This window comes from Aphanizomenon sp. UHCC 0183, assembly GCF_009712065.1.
GTDB lineage: Bacteria > Cyanobacteriota > Cyanobacteriia > Cyanobacteriales > Nostocaceae > Dolichospermum > Dolichospermum heterosporum.
The window spans coordinates 1-17,278 of record NZ_VILC01000091.1 but is presented as its reverse complement, the minus strand read 5'-3'; the positions used below and the strand labels follow the sequence as shown (position 1 = coordinate 17,278).

The following is a 17,278-nucleotide window of genomic DNA, read 5'->3' as shown; positions in this document are numbered from 1 at the left end:
GATTTTCTCTAACTCTTTGCAAATAACCTAATTCAAAAAATAATTCAGCTTTTTGTTCATTATCTATTTCATGTTCAATAATATCTATAATTTCTAAGATTTTCTGATTTGTTTCTTCATTGGTTAAATTTGCATATTTCTCATAAGTTCCTTCCTGAATAATCCTTGTAGCTTCTTGTTCTAGAGTTTTTGAATCTAAAGGAAAATCAAATAACCCAGAACGCCAATCAAAGAAATCAGGGGCGCGGTGAATAAAATATTTAATAGCAAACTGTCGTAATAGGAAAACAAAACAAATATTAAAACTATCTCTAAACCGTTCTCGCTGTTGGTTGATGTTAATTAAAATCGGTGGTACACCTTCCCAACTATAATGATGAGTTTCTCGACTAGTCCAACCTACTAAAGTTTTGGCTTCTTCGTATTTATATAATGAAGACTCTGAGCCTGTAATAAATAATATATTGATATTGTTTTTGTTAGGTAATTTATTAACTATTTCATATAAATTAGTCACATCTTTATCTAATTTGATAACTTCTATATTTTGATCATGAATATCTGCTTTCACTTGACTAATTAATTGTTCACCTCCGGCCGGAGAACAACGCACAAATAATATACTAAAGCCGTCTGTAAACTGAAGTGTACGAATAAAGGCTTGATATTCTTCATCTTGTTCTATTGGTAAATCTTGATCCCAATCACTGAGTTTAAGAGGCATAATTTTAGAGGATTTTTTAATAAAATTGTTATTAATATTACGACTTTAAAAACCTAACCCCTAACCCCTTCCCTACAAGGGAAGGGGAACAAAAATAGGAAATTTACAGCATCTAAACTTTTTCCTGTCCCCTCTCCTCTTAGGAGAGGGTTAGGGAGAGGTCTAACTATCCAGGATATACCAGAAACCTAACCCCTAACCCCTTCCCTACAAGGGAAGGGGAACAAAAATAGAAAATTCACAGCATCTAAACTTTTTCCTGTCCCCTCTCCTCTTAGGAGAAGGTTAGGGAGAGGTCTAACTATCCAGGATATAATTGATTATAGGCATCCTGAAATGTTTTTATTCCTTTAATTAGAGGATGAATATCATACCAAACGTTACTTCCTCCATCTGATTCGAGATAACGATATTCTAAAATACAACGATTAAATAATAAACCCCGATGTAGCTGATCATTAACTATTTCTTTGGAATAATGAACATTTGCCAGATCTTTCCATTCATTCGCATAAATGGTATCTTTATATGTCTTTCGCAATTCGCTAATTGAACGCTGCAAGGCTTTGTCAGTAATAGGTAAAGACGTTGTATATTTGAGTGCTTCCTTCATTAATAATAATAAATTCCGCGCATGACCGCCACTCATTAAACATAACATCTCTAAAGATGATCTGCTTTCAAAGAAATCAACAATAGATTTATTAGGATCTACTTTCTTTAGTCGTTTTTGGAGAATTTCAATAACTTTATCAAGTCCTGGTGAAAAAGGCTCATTTTCAGGAGTTTTTACCATAATCATCGGTAAAACTTGGGGAAGTCCATAAATCTCTGTTAATGATGCTGCGCGGTCAGAATAAAGTAAAGAAATTGGTATGGTATAAACTAAATGACAATCTAAATCTTTCAGTTGTTCATTACGGTCTATAAAGATTTCGTCATGATTGCTGCGTCCACCTGTTTGGTATTGGTAAATAGGAACAATTCTATCTAAGTTATCAGCAATTAAGACTAATTCTTGATATTCTGAAGGCAAATTCTTTTTGGCATCTCGAATAAATTCATTTAATGCCGTAGTTAAAGTGGTAGTATGGTCCTTAATTAAACCACGAATTTTTTGGCGTTCACCGGGTTCACTTCGCATTTTAGTTGTAATTTTGGCAAATTGCGAAATCTGTGCTTCAATTGATAATCCTTCTAAAGAAATTTTTGTTTGCAATATATCTTTTAAATTGTCCCATCGTTCTTTTAACCAATTCAATACAGCTTGAGAATCAGCGATATCTTTCAATGCTGTTAAAATATTGCGAGTGCAAGCTAAAAGAATATCTGTATATTGAACATCCTCTGGATCAATATCTGCTTCATCTGCCGCAAAGTAGACGACAAAAAAACCCTTTTCATCTAAATCTTTTTGTAGTCGTAGTAATTCTGTAGATTTACCTGCACCACGATGACCTGCATACAGTTGACAGGTTTTTCTGTCAGAATATAATATCTCTCTCCCTACCGCTTCCAATATATCCCCATCCCCCCGCACATCCGTACAATCCACATAAGCAGGATCTCCAGCAGGTAAAGGTCGGAATGGGTCAAAAGCGTTATACAACTGTTTTAAGAAGGCAAAATTTGAGGTCGTAGTCGTAAATTTCAGCATCTAGGGTTATATTAACGCAAAAACACTGAGATTTATATTTTTATTTGAATACTTACCAGCATCCAGAGCAAAACCTGCATAAATGCTATACTAAACGAGTAACTCTTAGAGTGATAAATTTATGAGTTCACCATTTCCAGGGATGAATCCCTACTTAGAAAATCCTGATTTATGGTCAGAAGTACATCATAGATTAATTACAGCGATCGCTATTGCTATCTCTCCTACTTTGCGTCCTCAATATCGAGTAGCTATAGAAAAACGTACCTATAGACTTGATACTGAAGACTCTTTATTAATTGGTATTCCTGATGTAGCAATTTTATCAGTTAAACAAGCACAAAAACCAAATATTCATAAAACTGCAATAGCGACTTTACCCACAGAAACAGAGAATAGGGCGATTACTGTAACCTTACCATTACCTTTGGAAATTAAAGAAGGATATTTAGAAATTAGAGAAGTTTCTACAGGTAAGGTAGTAACTATAATTGAGATACTTTCTCCCACTAATAAAAAAACTAAAGAAGGTAGAAAATCCTATTTAGATAAACGGGAGAAAATATTGCAAAGTGATACTAACTTAGTAGAAATTGACTTAATTAGAACTGGGGAAAAAATGCCCATTGTCACCAAGATTTCTGATACAGATTATCGCATTTTAATTGTGAGATCCTATCGGTTTCCATCGGCTCAATTATTTGCATTTTACGTCAAACAAACTATACCTAATTTTCCCATACCTCTACAAAAAGGAGAGGAGGAAATAGAGTTAAATTTACAGAATTTGTTCTTAGAAATATATGAACAAGCTGCATTTGATTTAACTTTAGATTATCATATTCCTCCTGTACCAGACTTGTTAGCGGAAGATCGAGAATGGATGGATATATTATTAAAAGAACAAGGAAGAAGAGAGTAAATAAAAATTATTACTGACATTGCCGTTAAAATGATTGATTTGGTCTTAAAAATCCCCGTATCTAGAGACCGGGGACTGTCAAAACCCTACTCTACTTCCACCACACTAATAATCCTCTCATCCCTGTTAAGTTGACAAATACTTTCACCCCTACTATCTTTGTTGAGATTAGGAACTGCATCTACCGATACGCGGATTACTCGCTCCTTATTTGTTAATAATGCGACCTCTGAACCTGGTTTTGCGGGAACCATAGCCGCTAAATTGTCTGTTTTATTATTAAATTTCAAAAGTTGTATTCCTAAATCCCCCCGATTCGCCGCCCTCAACTGATTTGCAGCCATAATTTTGCCATATCCTTCTTCCGTCACCAACAATAATTGATGATGTTTACTGACATTGACACAACCAACCATTTGCTGATTTTTCAAAAGGCGGAAAGCTTGTAACCCCATTGCAGCCCGACCCATAATCGGTAGTTGTTCATCATTAACGGGAAACCTGAGTAGACGACCGCTAGAACTCGCTAAAATTAGATGTTCTCCGCTGCTGAGGAATTGGGTAAACGCTAATTCATCATTATCTTTAAGCTTCAAAATTGTAATTCCGCGCCGTGAGAGATTCACAAATTCTGATAAAGATAGGCGTTTAATCCGTCCTTCCTTAGTTAACAAAACCATTTCCAAAGTTTCGGGTTTTTCTGGCAGCAAGAACCGAGTAATGATAGCTTCCGTGTTACCTTGGGCGGTACTGGTAAGCATCGTAATCAATGGCGTTCCTCGCGCTGAACGTCCAGTAGTTAGGGGAATATCTCCCACCGTAATCGGGTAAACTTTACCACCGCTGGTGAGGATTAACAGGTCTTTGTGAGTATTAGTTAATTCAGTTTGGATCAGGAAATCATGATCTAGCAAGCCATTTTCCCCTTTTGTTTTTTTACTGTTGGGGGAAATCCGCCGGACATAACCTCGTTGAGTAACTTCTAAAATGGTTTCTTCTGGGGGTTGTTCCGGTTTAGGAGTGGGGATTTTCGCTGGAGAATGTTCTTCTGCGGCTACTGCTGCTGCTTTAGCTTTACCTTTCTCTTCGGAAACTGGTTTTTCTGTAGTGTGAACTATTTTCGTCCGTCGAGGATCATTATATTTCCGTTTGAGAGTTCGCAAATCTTTTTTCAGGGCTTTGAGTAATTCCCGTCTGTCTGCTAGTAATGTTCGCAATAGGCTAATTTCCTGGTTAAGTTGGTCAAATTCCTGTTGTAAGTTTTGCTGTTCTAAACCAGTGAGACGACGTAATGGCATAGACAAAATGGCATCTGCTTGTACCTCCGTTAAATCTAGCTGGCTACAAAGTGTCATCTTGGCTGTACTGCCATCGGGGGCTTGTCGTAATATAGCGATAACATCATCTAGATTTGCTAAAGCTTTTAACAATCCTGCTAGGATATTTACCCGATTTTCCGCTTTCCCTAATTCGTAACTGTAGCGACGGTTGAGGGTATGTTCCCGGAACTTGAGAAATTCGTCTAATAGTTGTCGTAAGGTTAATTGACGAGGTTGTCCGTCAACTATAGCTAAGAGAATCGCGCCAAAGGTGGTTTGTAAAGCTGTTTGGTGATACAAATGCTGGAGCAGTTCTTGGGGGTTGGTATCGCGTTTGAGTTCAATAACTACGCGCATTCCCTCCCTGTCACTCTCATCTCGAATGTCAGAAATTCCGTGTAACCGACCTTGATTGACTAAATCGGCGATTTTTTCAATCCATCCAGCTTTATTAACTTGAAAGGGCAGTTCTGTGACTATTAATGCTGTGCGGCGTTTAGTTCCCCTGGTGGCGGGAATTTCTTCCATTGTGACGATACCGCGCATGACAATACCACCTTTGCCAGTGGTATAGGCTTCTTTAATGCCACCATGATCAACAATTTCCCCACCAGTAGGAAAATCTGGACCGGGAATTAATTGAAATAATTTTTCATCGGTTAAATCTGGGTTGTCAATTAAGGCGATTAAGCCATCAACGATTTCTCCCAAATTGTGGGGGGGAATATTTGTAGCCATACCGACAGCAATTCCCGCACAGCCATTCAGTAACAAAAATGGTAATTGAGCCGGAAGTACAGTTGGTTCTTGTTGAGAATTGTCGAAATTGCCAGTAAAATCCACAGTCTCTTCGGCAATTTCCGCCAACATTCCCTCATGTCCCACAGGTGCAAGACGGGTTTCTGTGTAACGCATGGCTGCCGGTGGGTCATTATCAACGCTACCAAAGTTACCATGTCCACCAAGTAGGGGATAACGGCTGGAAAAGTTTTGGACTAACCGAACTAAGGCATCATAAACTGATTGATCGCCGTGAGGATGATATTTACCGAGAACATCTCCCACCACACGGGCGCATTTTCGATAAGGTCGATCTGGTGTTAAACCCAGTTCGTGCATAGCATATAGGATGCGCCTATGTACTGGTTTTAATCCATCTCGAACGTCTGGTAAGGCTCGCCCCACAATCACACTCATGGCATATTCTAGGTATGACCGTTGCATTTCGGTGTGCAGGGCGGTGGTGATGACCTGTCCCTTGGAGAGAAGGTTTAACTGTTTTGCCATGAGGTTTTTCCCTGAATTTTCACTACACAACAGCCGCTAGAAGATAACACGCTCTAAAATTACAGCATAACGGATGATCAAATAGAAATACTCACATAATCTTGATACTCATGACGAGAAAAAGCAGTAGTATTATTTTTGATGTGATCTATGCTTATGGATTATTAAAAATACAATAGATGTTGATCAGATGTTAGCCCTATTTAGTATGAAATCTCATGAAAACTGTTCTAATTGTTGAAGATGATTTAATTAATGCTCGTGTTTTTTCTAAAATACTGAGTAAACGTGGGGGGTTGGAGGTAAAACATACAGAAGATGTAGATGAGGTGATGAAAATAGCTCAATCCCATGAAATTGACCTGATTTTGATGGATGTGTCCCTATCACATAGTGTATACCAAGGTAAGTCTGTTGATGGCATCAAAATTACACAAATGTTAAAGTCTAACCCACTAACAGCTAACTTACCAGTGATTTTAGTAACAGCACACGCGATGGAAGGCGATCGGGAGAATTTTTTGAACCAAAGTGGTGCTGATGGTTATATTTCTAAGCCTGTAGTCGATCACCAACTGTTTATTGACCAAATTATGGCTCTTTTGCCACAAGGATAGTCAGTTGTCAGTTGTCAGTTGTCAGTTGTCATCAGTAAAACTCCTCCCCCCACTCCCCCCACTCCCCCCACTCCCCTATTAGGGTATTTCCTCCTTTGGCTGTGACGCTGATTTAATTTCTGGTATTTCTAAGAATTTTTTGGTGTCTGCAAGTAGGCGATCGCCCCATAGGTTTTCTTTGAGAAAATCTAAATTGGCATAACGGGAATCTATGCGGAGTGCGGATACTCCCATTTCTAAACTTTTTTGTTTATCGCCCTGATTATAGGATGCTACGGCTAAAGCGAGTAAAGGTTCTGCGGCTTTTTTGTCAATATTAACTGCTGTTTGCCATTGCTGAATTGCGCCCGGAATGTCACCTTGTTCGTATTTAATTAAACCAATATTGTTAATTGCTGGCCAAAACTTTTTATCTTGGTTAACTGCTAAATTAAATTGAGCGATCGCATCTGGGAATTTCTGTAACATAAGGTAGGCATTACCCAAATCAAACAAACCCCCGGAATAATTGGGTTTTAATTTCAAACCCGCTTGATAATGGCTAATAGCTCCTTGGTAATCTTTTTTTTGAAATTTGGCTGAACCCAATGCAAACAGCACTTCAGGATTTTTAGGATTGAGGGTTTGGGCTTTGTTCAAGGAGATGACAGCTTGATCAAGATCTCGATTTTGTAAATGTAAACTTCCCAGTAACCACCATATTTTGTCATTCTGTGGGGCTAATTTCGCCGCCAATTGCGCTCTAAGTAAAGCTGTTTCAACTTGCTGAAACTGAGCTAATTGAGCCGCTTCCTGGGCTAAATTCAAGCCCTGTTTCTCTAACTGAGCATTATCAACTTGCACTGTATGCGGAATGAATGCCTGAGCATGGGCAGCTTTTGGCAAACTCCATAAACTGATTGCTACTAAAAGCGAAATTAACCGAATATATTTTGGCACACTACCACCTTCTAGTCCGAATATTGGAATCTTATCGCTAACGCTTTCGCTTAAGATAGCTTAACAAAATCAGATAGGATGGTCATTAGTCATTAGTCATTAGTCAGTGGTCAGTTGTCATTGGTCATTGGGTAATTTTATTCTTCGTTCTTCCTCCTACAGCAAATTGTCATCAAACCCGGAACAAGAACCCCACCCCCAACCCCCTCCCCGCAAGCGATGAGGGGGCTAAAATGTACCTTATATGATTGGAAATCGCTGTAACTCCTAACTCCTAACTCCTAACTCCTAACTCCTAACTCCTAACTCCTGACTCCTAACTCCTGACTTCTGACTCCTAACTCCTAACTCCTAACTCCTAACTCCTAACTCCTAACTCCTGGGACAAAATTGGCAGAATAACGGTGAAAGTAGTACCTTCGCCTAGATTGCTAGTTACTTGAATTTGTCCTTGATGATGCTCGATAATGGCTTGAGCGATCGCTAATCCTAATCCTGAACCAGTAGTTGTGGCTGTAGCAGTTTTCCCACCTCTATGAGTTCGTGCCGGATCAACTCGATAAAAGCGGTCAAATAATTTTGGTAGCGCGTCCGCAGGAATACCAGTGCCAGTATCACTAACTTTTATTTGTAAATGAGAATTAGTGTAACGCCTGCCTGTAACTCGATTTATCCCCTCTATTCTTTCTAACTCCACTTTTATGACTCCTTGAGGTGGAGTGTACTGCAAAGCATTACCAATCAAATTTGTAAATAACCTGACTAATTGCTCCCAATTCCCCCTGAGAGTAAACCAATTTTCTAGTAATTCGGGATTAACTTTTGTCAACGCAGAATCAACTAAATTCAAAACCAGATTAATTTGTTTTTCTCTAGCTACCAGTTGTTGTTCTTCTACAACTTCCATTAATAAAGCATCAAGAGGACAAGATGAAAATAAATCCGTGCTAATACCACTATCTTGTCTAGCCAAAAATAGCAAATCGTTAACTAACTTCCCCAATCTTTGAGTAAGTCGTTCTACTACCTTTAATTGTTGTTTATATTCAACCGTATTTTTTTCTTCTTCCCCTGCATCCAAATCAGCCAAAGCAATTTGAACATTAGTTTGAATTAAAGCAATCGGACTTCTTAATTCATGAGAAGCATCAGCAGTAAATTGTTTTAGGCGTTGATAAGATTCTCCCACAGGTTCCATCGCCTTACCCGATAAAAACCAACCACTAGCCGCCACTGACAATAGCATTAAACTAATACCTAAAGCCAAATCAAAAATTAATTCCCGGCTAGGTTTCGTCACCTCAAACCAAGGATGACTAACTCGTAAATATCCTAAAACTTGTCTTCCTTTTTCTATCCTTTTCGTAACTTGTCTAAATAACTGTGCAGATTCTCCCCATCCTCCCATGCCCTCTATTCGCACAGTTTCACCTATATGATGAGTATGAATAGGAATATCTAATATTTCCGAAAAAGTTGACCATAATAATTCACCATTAGAACTAAACCACTCTAAATCAATCCTATCATCTTCGGCACTTTCAGCATTATTAGGAAAACTAGCTTCTACATTTACTCGTAATTGAGTCGGTTGAAAATTTATCGGTTCAATTACCAAAGAGCGCTCGACAACTTCCACCACATGATACAGTGTATCGTCAATGCGCTCAACCAATGTACTACGAACATATAAATATACTCCACTAGCAAATAATAATAGTAAAATTGCCGTTATAGCCGTGTACCAAATTGCCAACCGGCGACGAGTAGCTTGAAACAGATAAATAGACATAAAATGAATAAATTGATAACCTGTCACTTCGTTCTCTTGTATGGTTGCCAGCCTCGCTAAAATTTGCTTTCCTTCCTGCCCATTACGCCGGATAAAGCTGAGGTTATCTGCTTGCAGCAGCGCTTCGCTATCGGTGTCAAGAATATACATGAGATTAAGCTATTCAGCAGAGTTACGCCATTCTTGCCCTAACTTAACTACTTCCTCAAAGTGAGGATCGTTTTCAAAGCTACCAGCAATTTTCAGCCACCAAGGAGTTTTGTTAGATTCTGTTTCTAAGGTTGCAACTCGTGACTCAAGTTGTTGAGATTGGTCTTCAATTTGTTGGGAGATCATATACAGCAGTTGCAGGTTGAATGCAATACAATTAAGGGCGCAGACCCTGCGCCCCTACAGGATTGGCGATGAAACTTTGTACCTCATAACAGCAGGAAGTGCTGTAAATTTTTAGCAAGATAGTGTTATACGGCTATTTTAACAATATCTCTAAGATCGGCAATTCTTCCACTCAATATAGTAAGTAGTGATACAGAATTAATTACACAATGTCATTGCGTAAGCGTTGCGTGGCGTTAGCCATATGGAACGAAGTGAAATGAAGCAATTCCAAGGGTTGTGATTGCTTCCCTTCGCTCGCAATGACTGTAAATATTTTTGTCCAATTACTTAAGTAGTCGGACAAAATTAAATTCACTCGTTGAGAGAGGGAACTCTTAACTCTTAACTGGGAACAGGGAACAGGGAACAGGGAACAGAAAAATCAATTGTGTAATTAATTCTGTCCCATTACTTATGATTTCATAATTCCCATCCTTGCTTGATGTTATTCAATCAGTCACTCGGTTTTGATTAAAACACTGAAACTGAGAAATTTTATCTAAAAATAATTATTTTTTTATACATAAGAATATCAAATTGCCAACTTAATCAGGTTTCTAGATCAAGAAGTGTAAAAATCTATGCAGTAGCAATTAAGATATTGATATTCACGCTCTATAGACGATGTCTACCTATCTCTAGGTGATTATGGCGAAACCAAAAAAAAATTCTGCTTCCATGAATTTGAGTGATCCACAATACTACATCAACCGTGAGTTAAGTTGGCTAGAATTTAATAATCGGGTCTTACATGAGGCTTGTGATCCCAGAACTCCTCTGTTGGAAAGGCTGAAATTTTTAGCCATTTTTAGTTCCAATTTGGATGAGTTCTTTATGGTACGAGTGGCAGGTTTAAAGCAACAGGTAGAAGCCACTGTTAATTTATTAACTCCTGATGGACGGACACCACAGAAACAACTAGATGATATTCGTTTGCATTTGAATCCCCAACTCAAAAAGCACAATGCGGAATTTGAGGAAGTGCTGCGACCACTGTTAGTCCAGCAGGGAATCTATATTCTGGATTACATAGAATTGAATCCCAAACAGCGAAGTTATCTAGATAACTATTTTGAAGAGCAGATTTTTCCAGTTCTGACTCCTCTTGCTGTTGATCCTAGTCATCCCTTTCCTCACATTTCTAATCTCAGTTTAAATCTAGCAGTGGTGGTCAAAAATCCTGATACAGAAGAGGAGTTTTTTGCCAGAGTTAAAGTTCCTCAAGTCTTACCAAGATTTTTGCCATTACCCCCAGAGTTGAGAGTTCAAGACAATGGGAAAATTGCTAACTGGTCAGGGATTCCCTTAGAACAAGCGATCGCTCATAACCTAGAATCTCTCTTTCCAGGCATGAGTATCCAAGAATATCACCCATTCCGCATTACCCGCGACGCTGATCTGGAATTAGAGGAAGATGAAGCCGACGACCTGTTATTAGCCATTGAACAGGAACTTCGCAAACGCCGCATGGGGGGGAATACCGTCAGGTTAGAAATTCGCTCCCAAACCCCTGCATCAGTGCGTTCCCGTCTCTTAGAAGATTTAGGACTCACCAACAGCGACATTTATGAAGTTGATGGTCTGTTGGCACTGCGGGATTTAATGTACTTTCTGGCACTACCACTACCAGAACTTAAAGATCCCCCCCGTCAATCCGTCGTTCCTTCCCGCTTACAACGGCTCAGAGAACCCTGTATTGATACTGACGTTCTTGAACAAGAAGAAGGAAAAGACTTCTTTTCCATAATTCGAGAAAAAGATTTGCTAGTTCATCATCCCTATCAATCTTTCTCCGGGACAGTAGTGCGCTTTATTACTAGTGCCGCCCATGATCCCAACGTCCTAGCCATCAAAATGACTCTCTACCGGACTTCTGGAGACTCACCCATAGTTAATGCTTTAATTGCAGCAGCAGAAAATGGTAAACAAGTTTCCGTATTAGTTGAATTAAAAGCCCGGTTTGATGAGGAGAATAACATTTATTGGGCAAGACGTTTAGAAAGAGTTGGTGTTCATGTCGTCTATGGTTTAGTCGGTTTGAAAACCCATAGCAAAATCGTCTTGGTAGTGCGACGAGAAAAAGACAGAATGCGCCGTTATGTACACATTGGGACTGGGAATTACAACCCCAAAACCGCACGACTCTATACAGATTTAGGCTTATTTAGTTGTCGAGAAGAATTAGGCGCAGATTTAACAGATGTGTTTAACTTCTTAACAGGCTACTCTCGCCAAAAATCCTATCGAGAAATTATGGTAGCACCTGTGAATATGCGCGATCGCTTTCTCGAACTAATCAAACGCGAAATTGACAACGTGCAAAACGGATTTTCCGGTCGCATAGTTGCCAAAATGAACGCCCTAGTTGACCCACAAATAATTTCTGCCCTGTACGAAGCATCCCGCGCTGGAGTTCAAATTGACCTAATTATTCGGGGAATATGTTGTTTGCGTCCCGGACTACCAAATCTCAGCGACAACATTCGCGTTATCAGCATTATTGGCCGCTTTTTAGAACACTCCCGCATATATTACTTCTACAATCATAACCAAGAAGAAATATATATCGGCAGCGCAGATTGGATGCGGCGTAATTTAGATCGCCGCGTTGAAGTTATTACCCCCATCAAAGACCAAGAAATTGCCAAAGATTTACAAGAAATCTTAGGGATTATGTTGGCAGATAATCGTCATGCTTGGGAATTACAACCTGACGGCAATTATACCCAAAGATGCCCAGGTGATAACTGTCCAGAAGCCAATTCTCAAAAAACAATTATGTCTATGGCTTTACGTTCCGCCGGCATAAATTAGACTCTCATTAGTTGCAGCAAAAGTGAATCATCACCTCAAATTCTCATAGCGTAAGCATGGCTTAAGCATATCTGAATTTACATACCCTTTTGTCAATTCTTCATCTATCCCATGACTTAAGTAGGTTGGCGTTGAAAATTGTCGTTATAGCAAGGCAAGAGGCAAGAGTAAAGAAGTTTTCAGCGATTTTACGTTTCTTTACACAGTTTGGTTTTATTGTGTTCACCTACTTACGTCACACTGCGCTATCACAAAAAGACCTTTTTAGTAAACCCTAAATAACATATTTTAAACATAATGTCCGATCATCCTATGCCAGTTTCCTAATCGGTGCATCTACTACATCAGTGTTATGCAAAATTTGCATAAAATTCACCTTTTAGCCCCCAAAATTCACTCATCAGACAGAGTAAATTTAGAACTCGCATTCATAAACTATAGTCATACATATTTATTATTTTTTGGGAATGTTAATGTTGTCCAAAGAGCCTTCTAAATTGCGCCTTCTTGTAGTTGATGATCATGAACTCACTCGTTTAAGTCTGCACCTAATTTTTTCTATTCAAGAAAATATTCAAGTTGTTGGTTTAGCTAGTAATGGTCAAGAAGCTATAGACATGGTTAAATGCCATCAACCTCATGTGATCATTCTGGATTTACAAATGCCGATTATGGATGGTTGGTCAGCATCTAATTACATTAAAGCTATATCTCCAAATACTCAAATTTTGGCTTATTCCTCAATAGATGAATCATATTTTCATAACTATAAAATTAAATATCAATTTGATAAAGTTTGCACAAAAGATATTCCCACAAAAGAACTCATTACCTTAGTCAGAAAATTAGGCAACAAACTTGGGTATTCTTTATTTTTTGAAGAAAGATTGCACTCTGCTTAATCTTCCTTGTAGATTGGGTTAAGAGGATGTTTTAAAAGTTTTTAATGTATTAATAAACCCCTCTGCAAACCTCTTTAGTAGTCTGTCAACCCGAAAATGACGGGTGAAGGCAAGCAGGGGGAGAAGAGAGGCACTGAGGGCAAGGGAGGGAAGAACAGAAGTTTTTTCCGATCATTAAGGAACGCAAATTTAATAACCTGCAATTCTGACTTAACGTGGAATGGTGCGTTACGCTGTCGCTAACACACCCTACTTTTGCACTTTATTTAATTCACATTCCTAAGTAATTGGACAAAAATATTTACAGTCATTGCGAGCGAAGGGAAGCAATCACAACCCTTGGAATTGCTTCATTTCACTTCGTTCCATATGGCTAACGCCACGCCACGCTAACGCAATGACATTGTGTAATTAATTCTGTCTCACTACTTACCCGTCAAAATAAATTTGACCAACTACTAGTAGATTCTGACCATGAAAAATTCAGAAAGTAGGGGCGCAGGGTCTGCGCCCAGAAACGATTCATTAATAACAGCATGAAATTTATTTAGGGCTTGCTGAATAAGTTGTCTGTGAGGGCAAGGAACTCTTAACTCTTAACTGGGAACAGTTTTAACTGTCTGGATATCCTCAATTTTCCAAATCCGACAAAGAAAAATGCACCTATTTTGAGACACCATGAGCCAATTATCAATTACCTTCACCATTGCTTATAGGTTGGATTAAGCGACAGTACAATCCAACGCATTTATTGGATTTTGTCTCTCAAACCAACCTACGAATCAAGACTTTCTTCAATTTGTCAAAGGTATTGTAATTATCAATTACCTTTTTTCCTGCCTAAATTGACATAACTAACAACTTAGGTTAATTATTTCTCGTTTCAGGAATAGTCCGTTTAAACTCATCAATTAAATCATCTAATTCTTCCAAAGCTTGATTCACATCAACTCTTAAAGTTCCTAGATTGGGTTGTTCCAATAAACTCAGCAACCGCTCACGTTTATCTTGAACAGTGCTAATTCGGTCTTTAATTGTCTGAATATCCATTTTTTTGCTTCCTATTTTGAAACACTTCAAATCTAAAGTTAACGCAAAAAGTAAAAATCTCCATATCCCCTTTCCCAATTTGTCACCAATCAGCGATGATAATAAAAGATGAAAATAAATTATACTAATCTCAAATTATGCTCGGCAGAATTTCTTTAGGAACACTTGGCTTAACAATAGGTACTATACTCACCATAACAGGTTTTGTTGCCTACTTTGTAGATAATGCCACCCTCAATCTAGTGGGATTTTTCTATGGATTTCCCCTATTACTGGGAGGTTTAGCCCTAAAAGCCAATGAACTTAAACCTGTACCTTTCAGCCAAACTAGCACACAATCCATCCTAGAACTCAGAAAGCAACAAGCAACAGTTACACAGACCAAAATCCGCAAAGACATCACCCGCAACTGTTATGGGCAAAAAGCTCATTTAGATGTAGCCCTAGCCTATCTAGGTTTAAGTCCCACCGATGACGCAAGACCAATAGTAACAGGTTTACGAGAAACCGAAATCAATGGCGCTTATACCTTAATTCTAGAATTTGATTCACCACTAATCACCTTTGATACCTGGCAGCAAAAGCAGGAAAAAATGACTAAGTATTTTGGACCAGGTGTAGAAGTGAGCATGAAACAGCCTAGAGAGGACTATATTGAACTGTCCTTGATGAAAATTTAACCCGACTGGGAATGAATTCCCAGTCTAATAGCAAAAGTCATCTGAAGATGACTAAACACTTAAAAAAGATCCTAGTCCGTTTTAACGGACTTCAGCTATTAGACAGGGAATAAATTCCCTGGCTGGCATTTGTCTGGCTGGCGGTTGTCTTAAACCTAGCTACTGGTAGAACTATCTTAGTATAAGTAGGTGAGCGTTGAAAATTGTCGTTATGGCAAGGCAAGAGGCAAGAGGCAAGAGGCAAGAGTGAAGAGGGTTTGGGCGATTTTACATTTCTTTACACAGTTTGGTTTTATTGTGTTCACCTACTTAGTATAAGCATCCCTAGAAATACACACCATCTACCATGAGCCAATGCCTTAACCCCGCCTGTATTTATCAAAATCCCCAAGGTACTAACTTTTGTCAAGAATGCGGCGATAAAATCCTTTTAGATAATCGCTATCGTCCCATTAAATTTCTCGGTGAAGGTGGTTTTGGCAGAACATTTCAAGCAGTAGATGAAAAAAGATTAAATACACCCTGCGTTATCAAACAATTCTTACCCCAACAAGCAGGAAGCGCCGCATTAAAAAAAGCCACCGAATTATTTCAACAAGAAGCCAAAAGACTGCAAGAACTAGGAAAACATCCCCAAATACCAGACTTAGAAGCCTTCTTTTCTCAAGATAATCGGCTTTATTTAGTCCAAGACTTTATTGATGGTCAAAACCTATTACAAGAATTTCAAAATCAAGGCACATTAAACGAACCGCAAATCAGAAATATCTTAATAGAATTATTACCTGTTTTACAATTTATCCATGATAACAAAGTCATTCATCGAGACATCAAACCAGAAAATATTATCAGAAGCAAAAAGGGTAAATTATTCCTCATTGATTTTGGCGTTTCCAAAGAAACAAGCGGCAGTATTTTAACTAGAATTGGAACTACAGTAGGTACTCCTGGATATGCACCTCCAGAACAGTTGCGGGGTACGGCTTACCATAATAGTGATCTCTATAGTTTAGCTGTTACCTGTGTGAGATTATTAACGGGACATTTTCCAAAATCCGATGGTTCAGATCAATTGTTTGATACTAACAGAATGGAGTGGCAATGGCGAAAATATGTTTCTTTAAGTCAGGAATTAATAGATGTATTAGAAACAATGTTGCGGGATATTCCTGCTAATCGTTATCAATCAGCTACAGAAGTTTTAGCTGCATTATCAAATCAAAAAACAATAGTTATCCCTCCCCCACCACCACAAACTTCTCAAAATCCCTTTCAACAAATTTTCCAGTTTATTTCTCCACCAACAAACCCACCAAAACCAGCAGCAAATACTAACTTAAATATCAATCCCATATCATCATTTACAGAAGACTTAGGAAAAGGTGTCAAATTAGAAATGATAGCCATACCCGGAGGAACTTTTCTCATGGGTTCACCGGAAAATGAAGCAGAAAGATTGAGTTATGAAAGTCCTCAACATCAAGTCACAGTTCCCAGCTTCTTTATAGGCAAATATCAATTGACACAGGCACAATATCAAGCTATCATGGGTGTTAATCCATCTTCCTTCAAAGGCAATAATCGCCCCGTTGAAAATGTCAGTTGGGATGATGCAGTTACATTCTGCAAAAAGTTAAATCAAAAGACAGGAAAAAACTACAGATTGCCCAGCGAAGCCGAATGGGAGTATGCTTGTAGAGCCGGGACAAAAACGCCATTTTATTTTGGTGACAATATCACCACAGATTTAGTCAATTACGATGGTAATTACTCCTACAAGTCCGCCGCAAAAGGCAAATATCGCCAACAAACCACAGATGTAGGAACTTTTCCCCCTAACCCTTTTGGTTTGTACGATATGCACGGAAACGTCTGGGAATGGTGCGAAGATGACTGGCATAAAAATTATATAAATGCGCCTACAGATGGCAGTGCTTGGAATAGTCGAAGCGGAAGTCATAAGCTGCTGCGCGGTGGTTCGTGGAACGGCAATCCTGGGCATTGCCGTTCTGCTTTTCGCAACTTCTACAGCCTCGATTACAGCTTCAACATTATTGGTTTTCGGGTTGTATGTAGTGGTGCGGCGAGGACTTTGTAGCTCTTTATACTCTTGCTCTTTTGCCCTCTGCCCTTCTTTTCTTTTCCCTTCTTAACCCCTCCGCCTCTGGCGGAAAAACTTTGCAGAAATAATTTATAG

General features: G+C 38.8%; 12 protein-coding genes and 1 pseudogene. 6 read left to right on the top strand and 7 right to left on the bottom strand.

Annotation, left to right across the window (positions count from 1 at the left end):
• Both FJR37_RS21645 and FJR37_RS21640 read right to left on the bottom strand, forming a co-directional pair.
• Positions 1–724 (bottom strand): annotated as a pseudogene (locus FJR37_RS21645) (prenyltransferase); the annotation flags it as partial.
• 301 nt (positions 725–1,025) lie between these two features.
• Positions 1,026–2,381, bottom strand: coding sequence for a P-loop NTPase fold protein (locus FJR37_RS21640; protein WP_168467087.1), 1,356 nt, complete (start codon positions 2,379–2,381; stop codon positions 1,026–1,028).
• 121 nt (positions 2,382–2,502) lie between these two features.
• On the opposite strand from FJR37_RS21640, the gene FJR37_RS21635 reads away from it, so the two are divergent.
• The gene (locus FJR37_RS21635) at positions 2,503–3,303 is read left to right on the top strand and encodes a DUF4058 family protein (RefSeq protein WP_039200144.1); all 801 of its coding nucleotides are present in this window, start codon (positions 2,503–2,505) and stop codon (positions 3,301–3,303) included.
• Between the two features lie 86 nt (positions 3,304–3,389).
• Here FJR37_RS21635 and FJR37_RS21630 read toward each other — a convergent pair whose 3' ends face one another.
• A complete protein-coding gene (locus FJR37_RS21630; protein WP_168467086.1) occupies positions 3,390–5,909 on the bottom strand; it encodes a DNA topoisomerase (ATP-hydrolyzing) subunit A in 2,520 nt (839 codons plus the stop codon).
• Positions 5,910–6,127: 218 nt separating this feature from the next.
• On the opposite strand from FJR37_RS21630, the gene FJR37_RS21625 reads away from it, so the two are divergent.
• The gene (locus tag FJR37_RS21625) at positions 6,128–6,526 is read left to right on the top strand and encodes a response regulator (RefSeq protein WP_039200146.1); all 399 of its coding nucleotides are present in this window, start codon (positions 6,128–6,130) and stop codon (positions 6,524–6,526) included.
• A gap of 78 nt (positions 6,527–6,604) precedes the next feature.
• Here FJR37_RS21625 and FJR37_RS21620 read toward each other — a convergent pair whose 3' ends face one another.
• The 3 genes from FJR37_RS21620 to FJR37_RS21610 form a co-directional block, all read right to left on the bottom strand.
• Positions 6,605–7,465, bottom strand: a complete 861-nt coding sequence (locus tag FJR37_RS21620) for a tetratricopeptide repeat protein (RefSeq protein ID WP_168467085.1) — start codon at positions 7,463–7,465, stop codon at positions 6,605–6,607.
• Positions 7,466–7,823: 358 nt separating this feature from the next.
• Complete coding sequence (locus FJR37_RS21615) at positions 7,824–9,245, bottom strand: cell wall metabolism sensor histidine kinase WalK (protein ID WP_168467088.1); 1,422 nt, start codon at positions 9,243–9,245, stop codon at positions 7,824–7,826.
• Positions 9,246–9,416: 171 nt separating this feature from the next.
• Positions 9,417–9,593, bottom strand: a complete 177-nt coding sequence (locus FJR37_RS21610; RefSeq protein WP_168467084.1) for a hypothetical protein — start codon at positions 9,591–9,593, stop codon at positions 9,417–9,419.
• Between the two features lie 690 nt (positions 9,594–10,283).
• Here FJR37_RS21610 and ppk1 point away from each other — a divergent pair.
• Together ppk1 and FJR37_RS21600 are read left to right on the top strand one after the other, a co-directional pair.
• The gene (gene ppk1, locus FJR37_RS21605) at positions 10,284–12,449 is read left to right on the top strand and encodes a polyphosphate kinase 1 (protein ID WP_168467083.1); all 2,166 of its coding nucleotides are present in this window, start codon (positions 10,284–10,286) and stop codon (positions 12,447–12,449) included.
• Between the two features lie 467 nt (positions 12,450–12,916).
• Positions 12,917–13,351, top strand: a complete 435-nt coding sequence (locus tag FJR37_RS21600) for a response regulator transcription factor (protein ID WP_039204299.1) — start codon at positions 12,917–12,919, stop codon at positions 13,349–13,351.
• An 867-nt stretch (positions 13,352–14,218) separates the two neighbouring features.
• Here the strand turns inward: FJR37_RS21600 and FJR37_RS21595 are convergent.
• Positions 14,219–14,401 (bottom strand): hypothetical protein, encoded by a 183-nt coding sequence (locus FJR37_RS21595; protein WP_168467082.1) that lies wholly within the window; start codon positions 14,399–14,401, stop codon positions 14,219–14,221.
• Positions 14,402–14,538: 137 nt separating this feature from the next.
• On the opposite strand from FJR37_RS21595, the gene FJR37_RS21590 reads away from it, so the two are divergent.
• Both FJR37_RS21590 and FJR37_RS21585 read left to right on the top strand, forming a co-directional pair.
• Positions 14,539–15,081, top strand: a complete 543-nt coding sequence (locus FJR37_RS21590; RefSeq protein WP_168467081.1) for a DUF2854 domain-containing protein — start codon at positions 14,539–14,541, stop codon at positions 15,079–15,081.
• Positions 15,082–15,427: 346 nt separating this feature from the next.
• A complete protein-coding gene (locus FJR37_RS21585) occupies positions 15,428–17,179 on the top strand; it encodes a bifunctional serine/threonine-protein kinase/formylglycine-generating enzyme family protein (protein ID WP_168467080.1) in 1,752 nt (583 codons plus the stop codon).
• Positions 17,180–17,278 lie beyond the last annotated feature (99 nt).